The following is a 13,602-nucleotide window of genomic DNA, read 5'->3' as shown; positions in this document are numbered from 1 at the left end:
GTACGAAAACTACAGTTTTTATTTCGAATTTCTTATCCAAACATTTTTCGCCATTTCTGTCACGTTTCCTTTATGACTTACGACATAGTTAGTGACAAAGGAAACCGGTCTATGTGAAAGAAGAGTATATCGGTTGTCCGTTGAAAACATTTAAACCAAGGAGATGATCGTTGTGAGTACGAGTTTGATCCCTTTTCTTGAAATGAACGGAAGCGCGAATGAGGCCATCGATTTATACGTGAAGGTGTTGGATGCCAAGGTCACTTATATGCTTCGGTTCAGAGACATGCCGGAAAATCCGGAAGCCCCACTTCCGCTGGAAAAGAAGGACTGGGTGAATTACGCCGTTTTGAAAATTGGCGATTCCGAGCTACAGATTACGATAATGTCACTGGAAGCACCTACGAGAAGGGAACGCAAATCACCATCGTTGTTCAAACCGACGAAAAAGAAAAAGCTATCCAATATTTCGAGGCATTGAAGCTAGGTGGTCGAGTGAACGACCCGCTACAAGCAAGTTTCTTCAGCCCCGCTTACGGTAATGTAACGGATAAATTCGGTATCACGTTCCGGATCCTTGCAAAAGGACGTCAGTGATCTATCGCGCCATAAACACACAAAGAACATAAAGAAAACGCCCTCCAACTTGCCGAGAAGGCAAGCTGAAGGGCGATTGTGTTTTTTTGGAGGAATTCTCGGTAGAAATCCACTGTGCCCCCCAAATATACTCCTTCACTTTATCAAAGAAACCACTTTTCTCTACATTCTGAAAGGTGCACCTACAGGAGCACTCTTTTAATTCTATGATCTGCCTTCAAACGTCTGCGCCAGTTCCCGGAAGTCCAGCTCCGCCGTGCTGGACAGCACAACATCCGCATGCGGGAAATGCGCGGCGTTGCCGATCGCGACGGCGAACATGCCGGCGCCCTTGATGGCGTCAACACCGGATGCGGCATCCTCCACGCCGATGCAATCGGCAGGCTCTACGCCAAGCTCTGCAGCAGCGGTGAGGAAGATCTCCGGGTCCGGCTTGTTGTTCTTCAGCTTGGTTACGTCGACAATCACGTCGAATTGATCCATGACGCCAAGTCGGGTCAAAACGGCAATGGCGTTCTTGCTGGCGGACGCGATGCCGGTCTTCAGGCCGGCCGACCGGATGTCTCCCACAAACTCCGTAATGCCGGGCAGCAGGTCGGCTGGTGTGATCGTTTCGATCAGCTCGACGTACAGCTTGTTTTTGCGGTCGGCCAGCTGTACCAGCTCTTCATCGGAATAGTTTACAGGCGTCTCCGCCTGACTTAACAGGAGCTTCAGGGAATCCATGCGGGATACGCCTTTGAGATTCTCGTTGAACTCTCTCGTGAAGGGAATGCCCAGCTCGGTTGCCGTGGCTTTCCATGCCTGATAATGATACTCCGCGGTATCGGTAATGACACCGTCCAAGTCAAAGATGACAGCCTTCAGCTTTCGTGTTTCGTTCATATCTTATAGCTCCTTTTTGAGATATCGGAGAGTACAAACCCGAAATAAGGACCTTCCTGATATCGCAAGAAAAAATGACGGTTAGTCGCAGTCTGTTTTCATAAGAAATTTGCCGGAAAATTTGTCAGAAATTTTGTCGATTGATCGTTTTCCTCGTAAGCCGGGATTGATGCCCTGCGCATAGGGAGGGCAATCGCCTCATGGCCTAAACATCGTTATATGCTCTGCAATGAATGTTTCACAGGTTTCCCGGCTTCAAGCATAACGACCTCGTCGTACAGCTTGATCTCGATGGATTCGCCTTCGACGATCTCCAAGGTCACGCCGCCCTTCTCGATGGATACGCCGATGAGGCGGCCGCGGAAGTTCAGGCGGAACGCATACTTCTCCCAGTCCTTCGGAATGGCCGGGGAGAGGGATAGTCCGCTTTCCTTCAGGCGCATGCCGGCAAAGCCGTAGACGATGGACATCCAGGTGCCGCCCATGTTGGCCATGTGCAGGCCGTCCTTCGTGTTGCCGTGCGTATTGTCCAGGTCCAGGCGAGACGTCTCGATGAAATACTCATACGCTTTGTCCATATTCCCGATCTTCGAGGCCATGATGCTGAAGATGCAGGAGGACAGCGACGAATCATGCGTCGTGATACCTTCATAGTAGTCGTACGAACGCTGAATCGTTTCCAAGCTTTGCTCGTCTTCCAGCAGGAAGTGGGCGAGCACCGTATCCGCTTGTTTGCACACCTGATAACGGTAAATGGTGAGCGGGTGATAGTTCAGCAGCAGCGGATATTTGTCCTCCGGCGTGTTCTCGAAATCCCATACCGCTTTGCGGAGGAACGTATCGTCCTGTGGGTTAATGCCAAGTGCCTCATCATATGGGAGCAGCATGGCGTCCGCCGCTTTCGCCCAAGCCGAAATTTCATTCGCGGTTACGCCGAGCCGCTCACACAGGGCTTTGAAGCCTTGGGCATCATAGGAATCCAGAATGGCGCAGCTCTTGGCGGCCCATTTCAGGTTATGCTTTGCCATGACGTTCGTGTAATAGTTGTTATTCACGCAGCATGTATATTCATCCGGCCCCGTCACCTCATCGATATGGAAGGCGCCGTTATAATAGTGGCCGATGTCGACCCACAGGCGGGCGGTTTCGATCAGCACCTCCGCCCCGTAGGACAAGAGGAAATCCCGGTCCTGTTCGGCGAGATAGTATTGAATATAGCTGTATGCGATGTCTGCGCTGATATGGTATTGCGCCGTTCCCGAAGGGAAGAAGGACGAGCATTCCGTTCCCGAGATCGTGCGCCACGGGAACAGCGCGCCTTGCCGGTGTCCCATTTCCCGCGCTCTGCCTCTCGCCTGCTCCAGCGTGGAATAGCGATACAGCAGCAGCTGGCGCGCAATGTCCGGCTGCGTCATCAGGAATACCGGGAACATGTAAATCTCCGTGTCCCAGAAATAGTGGCCTTCATAACCTTCACCGCTCAGTCCTTTGGCGGAAATGTTGCTGTGCTTGTCCCGACCGGCGGATTGCAGCAGCTGGAATAGATTGAAGCGGATGCCTTCCTGGAGCTGGTCATCGTTCTGAATCACGACGTCGGCCGATTTCCAGTAGTCGTTCAGATACTCGGCCTGCTCGGCAAGCAAGTCCTCGAACGAAGTATCCTTCAACTCCTCCTGCAGCTGGATTCCACGTTCGATCATGTCTTGCCCGTGACGAAGACTGTCGGTATACAGATTGTATTTCGTAAACTGGATCGGTCCGGTCAATGGAAGGACAGCGGTGAAGGTAACTTCTCCGGTTCCGGATTCGAGCCGAATGTCCGCATCGGCATCCAAGCGGTGACGGGTCACGCAAGCTGCACGCAGTTTGGACGCCATCGTCTCGTCAACGACATAGGCATCGCTGCCCTTGACGCCTGCATCGATGACGGTCATCCGTTCCGCATGCCCTGCGCCTACCCGGGGATCGTTGGCATTGGTATAGTTCTTCACTTTGCCGTTGACGGTGGAAACGATGCGAACCTGGCCGTTGAAATTGATCGGCTCGATCCGTACGTCGATGGCGAACAGCTCCCGGTGCGCGAAGGACACCAGACGGCGGAAAGTCAGCTTGATCTCTTTTCCTTCGGGCGATTTCCACTGCACGATGCGTTCGGAATACCCCTTGTCCATATGCAAGCGGCGTTCATGGGCAGTGATCGTTCCATGATCGAGGCGGAAAGGTTCTTTTTCGTCGCCTAGATAGATCAGGACCGTTTGGGCATCAATATTGTTAACGAGTTTTTGCTGTGTATCAGGAAAGGCGAAGAGCTTCTCGCCGTAAGGGATTTCAATCACGTCGTGGAAAGCGTTCAGGTAGGTACCGCGGATGGTGGACATGCTCTCTCCGTAGCCTTCTTCGAAATTGCCGCGTACACCCAGGTAACCGTTTCCAAGTGCAAAAATACTTTCCATATTCAGCAGGGCTTGCTGCGACAAATCAGGATTTGATATATTCCAGGTCATGTTCTACACTTCCTTCCTAGCATGGTTATGCTTGAATTTTAGAGCCAATCGGGGTTATGTTATACTAAAATATCAAGGTTTTTATCAATATTTTTAGGTGGTGTGGAAATAATGAAAGGGCCTTCACGCTCGGGAAACCGTCCGTTTTATCTGTCCTCCCGTATGCATTATTTGCGCGAGAATTTTATCCATCCCCCGTTTGATTATGAGCACGAACTGCTGGAAGCGATCCGCTTCGGCGATGAGAATAGAGCCATGGATATGCTTCGTAAGATTAACGAGCTGGAAGCAGCTGTGCTTGCGACGTATCCGCTTCGTTCGAAGAAGAATGCCCTGATTGCGTCCTGTACCTTATTTACCCGGGCGATAATCAAAGGCGGCGTAGACCCTGAGATTGCTTTTCATTTAAGTGATACGATGATCCTTGAGATTGAGAAAATGACCGATGTGGAGCGGCTGGTTCATTTTGAATATGAGATGCTGGTGCAGTTTGTGTCGATGATTCGCTCCGAGAAGGAAGACGTGTCGTACTCTCACATTGTGAACCTGGCGATCTATTACATCCGGGAGCATATTTTCGAGGAGCTGTCCCTGCAGAGGGTTGCGGAGTATTTGAAAGTCCACCCAAGCTATTTGTCCGACCGTTTTAAGCGGGAGACGGGTGTACTCATTACAACCTTTATAAATCGGCGGAAGATTGAGGAGTCCAAGCATTTGCTGGCCAACACGAATCAGTCGATATCGGAAATCGCGTTTACGTTCAAATTCTGCAGTCAGAGTTATTATACGCAATTATTCAAGAATTTTACGGGGATGACGCCGAGGAAATTCCGGATCAGCGGGACGGCGCGATAAAGGACGATTATATCTAGCAACGAGAAGAGAGCGACAACACCCATGAAGAAATTAAATCAGAAAATGCTGCACTTAAGTCTGGAGAAAAAACCGATTGCGGCGTCAGTTCTTGAGAATGCAACCGGATTTCATCTCGTTGGCTGATCGGTCATACGATGTATGGCGGAACAACCTGTCTCTTAGCTTTTAAGATCAGGTTGTTTTTTGTTGAAATATTAGGAACGTATGTTCTATAATGATGAAGCGAGTTTGAACCTATTAGTGTTTTATACATTACCAGATTGGAGAGAACCTATGAATTCCTATTGTACATATGCATTGCATCAAATCGAGGTGGCTGTCATCTCTGTTGTTGCGATTATCGACAGGCTGGATGAATCGGATTTGCTCGTTCAACCGACAGAAGACAAGCATTCCGTTGGAGAGCTGCTTAAGCATATTGCAGTGATCTGCCGGGCTGATTTTTACATATCGGGCGGGGCCACACAAGAGGAGATGGACGCTTATTATGAGGGCGTGTCGTTAAATAACCTGAAGGATATACAGGCCGAATTGTTAAGCAGCTATTCACATTTGGAGCAGGCATACAGAGACATGACGGAAGAAGAGCTCCATCAAGAGACGACTTCCTACTGGGGCGTCACCTATTCAAGGTATGAATGGCTGCTTGAAATCGTCGCCCATCTGTATCACCATCGAGGACAACTGCATGCGATGCTGGTTCATTGTAACGGGAAGGATCCGAAGGTTCCGTTATTTGAATAGCCATCGCCCGGAAGAGGAGATCAAGGCTGGACCGGGCAACGGTCGGGACGTAATCCGCAACATAGAGCGGTTGTTGCCGGTCCGGAAATGCTTCGAAGCGAGATAGTGCAGAGATTAACCATAGATTAAGTTTACATGGACTCGAATTCGCTTCCGGGATTCGGGTCTTTTGTTTCTTGCAGTATCATGAAATCGTCGTTCGCGCCATGATATTTGTTACATTGAGCTGATATTCTTTTGAATTCGACAAAATAATACAAATTTCGCTATAGACTACGGCTAAATCATTCCTCTATGATAGATATTAAATAGCTTGGCAAGCTATTTTGAAAGCGCTATCCGTATCTTCGCTGAATCGAATGATCCTAAGTCTAGGGGGAATCCGCCAAACCAGGGGACATAGCAGAATCTGTTAACAGAATGGTAAGCGTATACATGATGTATCGAAGCCTTGATGAGTGCCGTTAACACAGATTTTACATATCTTTAATACTGTCATGATCTTATCGCCTTACCATAAGAGTGTTCGGTAAAAGGGGGACACGCACTTATGGCAGATCAAAGGACACGGCGTCTTCCCGTAATCGCTTCGATTACCAAGCTGGAACAGATCGATGCGGCTGTGAACAGCACGGTGGAACGGGTGAACCTGATGACAGGCGATATCTTGAAACTCAGGGATATCGTGAATCGACTTCACTCCTCAGGCAAAAAAGTGTTTGTTCATCTGGAGATGGTAAGCGGCATTGGCCGGGATCATTCGGCTGTACAGTATTTGGCCGATTCGTACAAGATCGACGGGATCATTACGACGAAGACGAATACGGTATTGGCTTCGCGCCAAGCGGGCATTAGCTCAATACAGCGAGTGTTTGCCATTGATACGACAGCTTTAAGGACCGCAGTGAAAATGATCGGACAAGCCCGTCCGGATGAGGTGGAATTAATGCCGGGTCTCATGCCCCGCGTCATCCGCGACCTGAAGAAGGAAATTCACTGTCCGCTTATTGTGGGAGGTTTTTTACGAAGCGAGGAAGATATCGATGAGGCGCTGGCAAACGGTGCAGACCTCGTATCTACAGGAGATACGCGTTTTTGGACGTAAGGTTCCCTGTACGGTGATGGATTAACTATAATTACATATTTGCTAGGGGTGGAGACGATGAGATAACCCGAGTAGCAGCTACTTTAGCTTTTATAGGAGGTGGTGGCTCTTAGGTTGCGCTCTTTTTGACGTCTCTATTTTTGTGCGCTTTTTAAGGGGTAGACGGGTTGATTGGCGGGGAGATTTCCCTCATTCCTTTAGGATCCGCGTGCCGTTGAACCGGCCATTTTGTTGAAGTGGATAGACAGCAGTGATGAAGATGAATGATGAGTAGATTCGAAAGGGGACAATAGATCATCTATGAAAAAGAAATCATGGTTGTTAATGTTACTGACCATATTTATGGTTATTACCACGGCTTGTGGAGGCGGCGGTGGAAGTGAAAGTGCCGGAGGAGAGGTTTCGCTTGACGATGTGGAAGCCGCTTCGATGGATATGAAGAATGATACAACGCCTGTCAAAATCCAGTACTGGCATGCCCACGCGGATGCTCAACTGGAAGGCTTGAACTACATGATCGCAGAGTTCCATAAGAAGTACCCGCATATTACGGTAGAGCCGGTGTTCCAGGGCGGCTATCCTGATCTTCACAAAAAATTATCGGCTGCAGTGGCTGCGAATGACGTGCCGGCTGTAACGAACGTTGAAGTTGCGTCCTTGCCAAACTTTGCGGACAGCGGAGTGTTCTCTGATTTGGGCCCATGGATTAAGCGCGATGAAGTGAAGATGGACGATTTTGCTAAAGGGATGTTGAACGCCTACGCATATAACGGCAAACAATTCGGATTTCCTCTTATCGTGAGCACCAGCGTATTCGTCTACAACAAAACGATGCTGGATGAGTTGGGTGTAGAGCCTCCTGCGAAGTGGGACGAAATCGAGGATTTCAATGCAAAGGTTACGAAAAAAGAAGGCGACAAAACGACCCGTTATGCTTTCTCCGTTCCAGGATGGGACACATGGTACTATGACCCGTGGAACATTAACGGCGGCGGACAAATCCTGACCGAGGACCTGAGTGCTTCGGCCGTTGAGAATGAAGAGTCGCTTCGTTATCTCCAGAACTTCTACAAGTGGCAAAATGAAGGCAGTATGCATATGGGCTTCGGCAAAGGAGCTTCCGACAATATGCGCCAGATGTTCCTGAACGGCGAAATCGCGATGGTGCAGCATTCATCGGCTTTGCTCAAGATGTACCGCGAGAATGCGGACTTTGAGGTTGGGGTATCCTTTATCCCTGGCGATAAAGTGCGGACCTCCAATATTGGCGGGGCGGGGATCGTCATGATGGACGGTGCCGAGGATCTGGAGAAAGAAGCGGCTTGGAAATTCATCGAGTTCATGACTTCGGCGGAGCAAAACATTAAGTGGGCTGAATCCGTTGGATACCTGCCGACAAGAAAATCCGCAATCGAGTCTGAGGAGGGCGATCAATATTTCGAAAGATGGCCGCAATACAGAGCGGTATACGAGCATTTCGACGAAGTAACGCCGCGCCTGCAGCACCCGGCTTACCCTGAATTCAGCGAAGTTTACAAAGAAGTCGTAGGGGAAATGGTATTAAACAAAAAAGATCCTATACCACTTATGCAGGATGCAGCCAAGAAGATCAACGATATTCTGGCTGACTATGAGTAATGCCTATGGAGACCAATAAACAAGTGACAAAGGCGGCGTCCAATCGGGCGACCGCTTCGGTCTCTAAACGGATGTCTCATACGTTGATCGAGAAGTGGAAGGACTTTTCGTTCGCGGTTCCGGCGTTGTTATTCATGGGCGTGTTTTTGTATTATCCCCTGGGCTATTCCGTGTACATTAGCTTTACGAACTGGAACATGACGCGGCCCGTAAAGAAGTTCGTAGGTGTTGATAACTATACGCGCTTGCTGTCGAACTCGGATTTCTATCACTCCTTGAAGGTCACTTTCTTGTATACCGTCATGGACGTTGTATTCACGCTTGTCATCGGACTGCTGCTGGCGTTGCTGCTCAACGTGTCGTCGTCACGGTTGTTCGGATTCATGCGCGGTGTCATTTTTATGCCCTATTACATCTCAATGGTTGTCGCGGCCATGGTATTTACATGGATTTACAATGGACAATACGGGCTATTGAATTCCATTGTGTCCTGGTTCGGCATGGAGCCGGTCGAATGGCTGACCAACCCTTCGACGGCATTGCCGGCGCTGGTTGCCGTTTCGGTCTGGAAGGGCGTTGGATTTGCGATGATCCTCTTTATTGCAGGCATGCGCGGGATTCCTGCCGAGTATTATGAGGCGGCCTCTATTGATGGAGCCAGCAAGTTCCGGCAGTTCCGCAACATTACGCTGCCGCTCTTGTCGCCTATGACCCTGTTTTTGGTCATCACCAGCTTTATCTCCTCCATGCAGGTGTTCCAGTCGATCGACGTCATGACGGGCGGCGGTCCGCTCAAGGCAACGAATGCGATCGTGTACTGGATTTATACGATGGCCTTTGATGAATTCAAAACAGGAAGAGCCTCGGCGCTTGTCATGATTCTGTTTGTAATCATATTGCTGTTAACATTGGTACAATGGGTGGTCAGCAGGAAGAAGGTGCACTATGAAGGATAATTATATGGCTGGATCCGCCAAGAACCGAAAGACCATGATGACGCTCCGTGTGATCGGGGCTGTGATCGTGACCTTTGTCATGTTCTTTCCGGTGTATTGGCTGCTGATCAGCGCACTCAAGACGCAGTCTGAGATGCGGATGGCCGTTCCTACATTCTGGCCGGAAACCTTTGCCTGGCAGAACTTTGCCGAAGCCTTCCGGGTTATCCCGTATGCACGATTTTTCGGCAACACGCTGCTGATGGCTGTCGGAACGATTATTCTGCAGCTGAACGTGGCGCTCATGGCCGCTTATGCATTCGCGAAGGGGAAGTTCTGGGGACGAGACGCGTTGTTTCTGTTGGTGCTTGCCGCGTTGATCGTGCCGGAACAGGTGATTTTCGTTCCCGTGTACGTCATGATGTCCAAGCTCGACTGGCTGAATACCTTCTGGGCGCTCATCGTGCCTCACGGGGCGTCCGCCTATGCGATATTCCTGCTGCGGCAGGCGTTCAAATCGATTAACAATGACGTGCTGGAAGCGGCACGCGTGGATGGAGCGGGTCGTTTCTCCATTCTGTACAAGCTGTTGTTCCCGATGGCGATGCCAACGATCGTCACCATGGGCGTGTTGATCTTCATTTCGTCCTGGAACTCGTATTTCTGGCCGCTGATCATGACCAACAACAACGACATGCGCGTGCTTACGGTCGGTATTGCGATGCTGCGGGATTCCATCGCCGGAAATGAAGCGATGTTCTTCAATGTCATTATGGCGTCCAGCGTCATGGCGATTATCCCGATCGTGCTGGTCTTTACGGTCATGCAGAAGCATATCGTGGCCGCGATGGCGAATTCGACTTTTAAATAACCGTATAACCGTGATTAAGCAGGTATTCTAGACGGTGTGGAAACGGTGGGTAAGGATACACCGCCATACCGTCTCTTTGTTTTCTCCTGAAGGTTATGATCTGCTGCAAACAGCAGGGATCGGAAAGTTCATGGCGAACAGTCCTATAGAGCTTCAAACGGCGATTCGATCACGTAAGTTCGCCCTCTTGTGGCAACAGTGTGATGGAGGCCGTCAATCGACTTATATTATGGAGGGAATGGCACATGGAAGTACGGGGATTGGCCCATAGAGGGTATCCGCTGAAATATCCGGAGAACACGATGCTGGGCTTTCGGAAAGCACTGGAGCTTGGCTTCTCGCACCTGGAGCTGGATGTCCAGCTGACAAAGGACGGCGTGCCCGTTGTGATTCATGATCCCACGGTTAACCGGACAACCAACGGAACCGGAGCGATCAATGCCTTCACGCTGGAGGAAATACGCAAGCTGGATGCAGGCCAGGAGGAAGTCATCCCCACGCTGGAGGAAGCGCTGCTTTTTGCCAAGGATCGGATGATTGTTGATATCGAGCTGAAGCAGATGGGCGACACCTACCCCGGGCTGGAACAGAAGGTCATTGACGTGATCAAGGATACAGGCATGGGGAAGCAGGTATTCCTGACCTCCTTCGATCACTATTCCATTGAACGGGCTCGCACGCTTGATCCTGACATCGAGCTGGGGCTTGTGATTTATGGGGCGACGCCATCGGTCTTTCCTTATCTGGAACAGATCGGAGCTCGCTATGTGTCCGTCAAATATGTATACGTGACCCCTTCGTTTATGGAGGAAGCGCGAAAGCGGGGGATCCAGCTTATCGTTTGGACGCCGGATGACGAGGCGGTATTGGCATCCCTTGCCCAGTATCCTGAACTCTTGATCGTAACGAACAATCTGGAGGGCTGGGCCAGAGTGTACAAAGAAAAGATTGCACTGAATGCCTAGTGTTGTCAGAGACTGATGCGCGTAGCGGAGTGACCTAACAGGACACTTGCATTTAGGAAATGCCAGGGATCTTTCGAAGCAAGGCGAACCTGAGATCGGCATGTGCATAGAAAAAGGATCTGCCCCAGTCGCGAGTTAGGGGCGGATCCTTTTATAATGAATGGCCGAAATGTTGGATATCCTGCTTGTTTCGGCTGCTTATGGCAGCGGAAAACGCCGCGGGCTTTATCAGGATGGACGAATTTGAAAATTAATTGAAAATTTTCAGTTGACCTGCGGACAATTGTCCGTTAAAATGAAAAACGCATTACCGGACAATTGTCCGTATACAGAGATAAGGGAGGATAAGGTCTTGGATATGGGAGTGGGGCCAAGTTCGGCCAAGATTGATTTAAGCAAAATAAAGAGAGGGCCGATTGTTGCCGCACTGATTATTGGCGCGTTCGTTTCCATCTTGAATGAGACACTGCTGAACATCGCTTTCCCAAGCTTGATGGAGCAGTTTGGTATTGGAGAGTCTACGGTTCAGTGGCTTTCAACATCCTATATGCTGGTTGTCGGTATTCTGGTGCCGGTCACGGCGCTGCTGCAGCTGTGGTTCACGACAAGACAGATGTTTATAGGCGCCATGACGCTATTTCTTATAGGTACGATTGTCTGCGGCTTTTCACCGGTATTTGGTGTGCTGCTGGTAGGACGTATCCTGCAAGCGATCGGAACGGGGCTTATGCTGCCGGTTCTGATGAACACGATACTTAGTATTTATCCGCCTCAGAATCGCGGAGCCGCCATGGGGATGATCGGTCTTGTCATCATGACGGCCCCGGCGATCGGACCGACGCTGTCGGGCTTGATCGTGGACGCGCTGAACTGGCGCTGGTTGTTCTATCTGGTCATTCCGCTTGCTGCGTTCTCCATTGCATTTGCAGCGGTTTACCTTAAGAATGTATCGATACTGACCAAGCCGAAGGTCGATTATATCTCGATTATTCTGTCTACTATCGGTTTCGGGGGTATCGTATATGGATTCAGCAGCGCCGGAGAAGGCACCTGGTCTGATCCGAAGGTAGTATGGTGCATTACGGCAGGAGCTATCAGCTTGCTGCTCTTCGTATGGCGCCAACTGAAGATGAAGGAACCGATGCTGGATCTGCGTACCTTCAAATTTCCGATGTTCTCGCTCGTGACCGTGCTGATGCTGGTGCTGATGATGAGCATGTTCTCCACCATGATCATGCTGCCATTGTTCCTGCAGAACGCACTGGGCTTAACTGCGCTTGCAGCAGGCTTAGTCATGATGCCGGGAGGTATTATCAACGGATTGATGGCGCCGATTACAGGAAAGCTATTCGATAAATTCGGACCGAGGGTTCTGATTATCCCTGGTCTTGCTCTTTTGAGCATCGCCATCTTCCTGTTCTCGCGCATCGACTCCTCATGGACTGGTGGTTATGTCATCTTCCTTCATGTTATGATGATGATAGGGATTTCGATGGTTATGATGCCGGCCCAGACGACAGCCTTGAATCAGCTGCCGCGCTTGCTGTATCCGCATGGAACAGCCATCATGAATACACTGCAGCAGGTAGCAGGAGCCGTAGGTATGGCGCTCTTTATCAGCATCATGACAGCAGGTGCTAAAAATTACGTTGAAACAACCGGGGATCTCAATCCGGTAGAGAGCATGGTTGCCGGTCTTCATAATGCTTTCGTAATCGGACTTGTTCTTGCAATCATCGCTTTAGTACTGGGCTTATTTGTTAAACGCACAACCTCACCCGTTGAAGAAGAACAGTCTGCTGCATAAGGTTCCCGTGTGTTCAAATTAGAAAGGGATGCGTGCATTGCCGAAAGAGAATGACGAGTTGGGTCAAAAGATTTTAGATACGGCTCAGGCTTTATTTAATAAATACGGAGTCGAGGACGTCTCCATGCATCAAGTGGCGAAAACGGCCGGGATCGGGCAAGGCACCTTGTACCGCCGTTACCCCAGCAAGAGCAAGATTTGCTTTACGCTGATGGAAGCCAAGATCGATCGGTTTATGGAGGGGCTGGAGGTTTACCTTCAGAGCAGCGAAGGTGAACCGGTGGCTCATCGGCTGCGGACGGTGATGACGAAGGTCATTCTGCATTTCAATGAAGACTTGGAGTGGTTAAGGGTGATGCTGACCTCTGACCGTCTGGAGGACACCAAGAACATTATGTGTGAGAACCCGCCCTTCACGTTTTTGCGGTTTCAGATCAAGCGCCTGCTGGAGCGTGCGGCGGAGCAGGGAGTACTGATGCCGCTTGACCCTCAGTTTACCTCTGTGATGCTTGCATCTCTGCCGCGCGCGGATATCATTCTATACATGCGTGATATGGGATACAGCGCGGAGCAGATAGCGGAGGAATACTGCAGAAGCTTTGTTGACCCGCTGTTTGTCCATCGCTAAGTCAGATATTAGAGGCCGTTTCGGAAGACTTGATAAGTCTAACCCGG

At 50.1% G+C, this 13,602-nt stretch carries 12 protein-coding genes; 10 read left to right on the top strand and 2 right to left on the bottom strand.

Going from position 1 to position 13,602, the window contains the following annotated elements:
• Positions 1–172: 172 nt before the first annotated feature.
• On the top strand, positions 173–481 hold the full coding sequence (locus ACQKPA_RS11870) for a hypothetical protein (protein ID WP_427492398.1): 309 nt from the start codon (positions 173–175) through the stop codon (positions 479–481).
• 320 nt (positions 482–801) lie between these two features.
• Here the strand turns inward: ACQKPA_RS11870 and pgmB are convergent, their stop codons facing one another.
• Positions 802–1,482, bottom strand: coding sequence for a beta-phosphoglucomutase (gene pgmB / locus ACQKPA_RS11865; protein ID WP_427492396.1), 681 nt, complete (start codon positions 1,480–1,482; stop codon positions 802–804).
• Between the two features lie 215 nt (positions 1,483–1,697).
• Positions 1,698–3,986, bottom strand: a complete 2,289-nt coding sequence (locus tag ACQKPA_RS11860; protein WP_427492393.1) for a glycoside hydrolase family 65 protein — start codon at positions 3,984–3,986, stop codon at positions 1,698–1,700.
• A 111-nt stretch (positions 3,987–4,097) separates the two neighbouring features.
• Between ACQKPA_RS11860 and ACQKPA_RS11855 the strand changes: the two genes are divergently transcribed.
• From ACQKPA_RS11855 to ACQKPA_RS11815, 9 genes are all read left to right on the top strand, one after another.
• On the top strand, positions 4,098–4,841 hold the full coding sequence (locus tag ACQKPA_RS11855; RefSeq protein ID WP_427492391.1) for a helix-turn-helix domain-containing protein: 744 nt from the start codon (positions 4,098–4,100) through the stop codon (positions 4,839–4,841).
• A 294-nt stretch (positions 4,842–5,135) separates the two neighbouring features.
• Positions 5,136–5,606, top strand: coding sequence for a DinB family protein (locus ACQKPA_RS11850; protein WP_427492389.1), 471 nt, complete (start codon positions 5,136–5,138; stop codon positions 5,604–5,606).
• 550 nt (positions 5,607–6,156) lie between these two features.
• Positions 6,157–6,711 carry a glycerol-3-phosphate responsive antiterminator gene (locus ACQKPA_RS11845; RefSeq protein WP_427492387.1) on the top strand — a complete coding sequence of 185 codons (555 nt, stop codon included), beginning with the start codon at positions 6,157–6,159 and terminating at the stop codon, positions 6,709–6,711.
• A gap of 300 nt (positions 6,712–7,011) precedes the next feature.
• Positions 7,012–8,349, top strand: coding sequence for an ABC transporter substrate-binding protein (locus ACQKPA_RS11840; RefSeq protein WP_427492385.1), 1,338 nt, complete (start codon positions 7,012–7,014; stop codon positions 8,347–8,349).
• Positions 8,349–9,305, top strand: coding sequence for a carbohydrate ABC transporter permease (locus tag ACQKPA_RS11835; RefSeq protein WP_374198218.1), 957 nt, complete (start codon positions 8,349–8,351; stop codon positions 9,303–9,305). Before ACQKPA_RS11840 ends, ACQKPA_RS11835 begins: the two co-directional genes overlap by 1 nt.
• Entirely contained in the window at positions 9,295–10,155 is an 861-nt protein-coding gene (locus ACQKPA_RS11830) for a carbohydrate ABC transporter permease (protein WP_427492383.1), read from the top strand. Before ACQKPA_RS11835 ends, ACQKPA_RS11830 begins: the two co-directional genes overlap by 11 nt.
• A gap of 245 nt (positions 10,156–10,400) precedes the next feature.
• On the top strand, positions 10,401–11,120 hold the full coding sequence (locus ACQKPA_RS11825; RefSeq protein WP_427492381.1) for a glycerophosphodiester phosphodiesterase: 720 nt from the start codon (positions 10,401–10,403) through the stop codon (positions 11,118–11,120).
• A 358-nt stretch (positions 11,121–11,478) separates the two neighbouring features.
• The gene (locus ACQKPA_RS11820) at positions 11,479–12,927 is read left to right on the top strand and encodes an MDR family MFS transporter (RefSeq protein ID WP_427492786.1); all 1,449 of its coding nucleotides are present in this window, start codon (positions 11,479–11,481) and stop codon (positions 12,925–12,927) included.
• A 28-nt stretch (positions 12,928–12,955) separates the two neighbouring features.
• Complete coding sequence (locus tag ACQKPA_RS11815; RefSeq protein WP_427492379.1) at positions 12,956–13,555, top strand: TetR/AcrR family transcriptional regulator; 600 nt, start codon at positions 12,956–12,958, stop codon at positions 13,553–13,555.
• Positions 13,556–13,602: the final 47 nt, after the last annotated feature.

The sequence above is a fragment of the Paenibacillus sp. NPDC093718 genome (assembly GCF_050279985.1).
In the GTDB taxonomy this organism is placed as follows: domain Bacteria; phylum Bacillota; class Bacilli; order Paenibacillales; family Paenibacillaceae; genus Paenibacillus_AQ.
The sequence above is the reverse complement of the archived record's forward strand: the minus strand, read 5'-3'. Positions and strand labels throughout refer to the sequence as shown.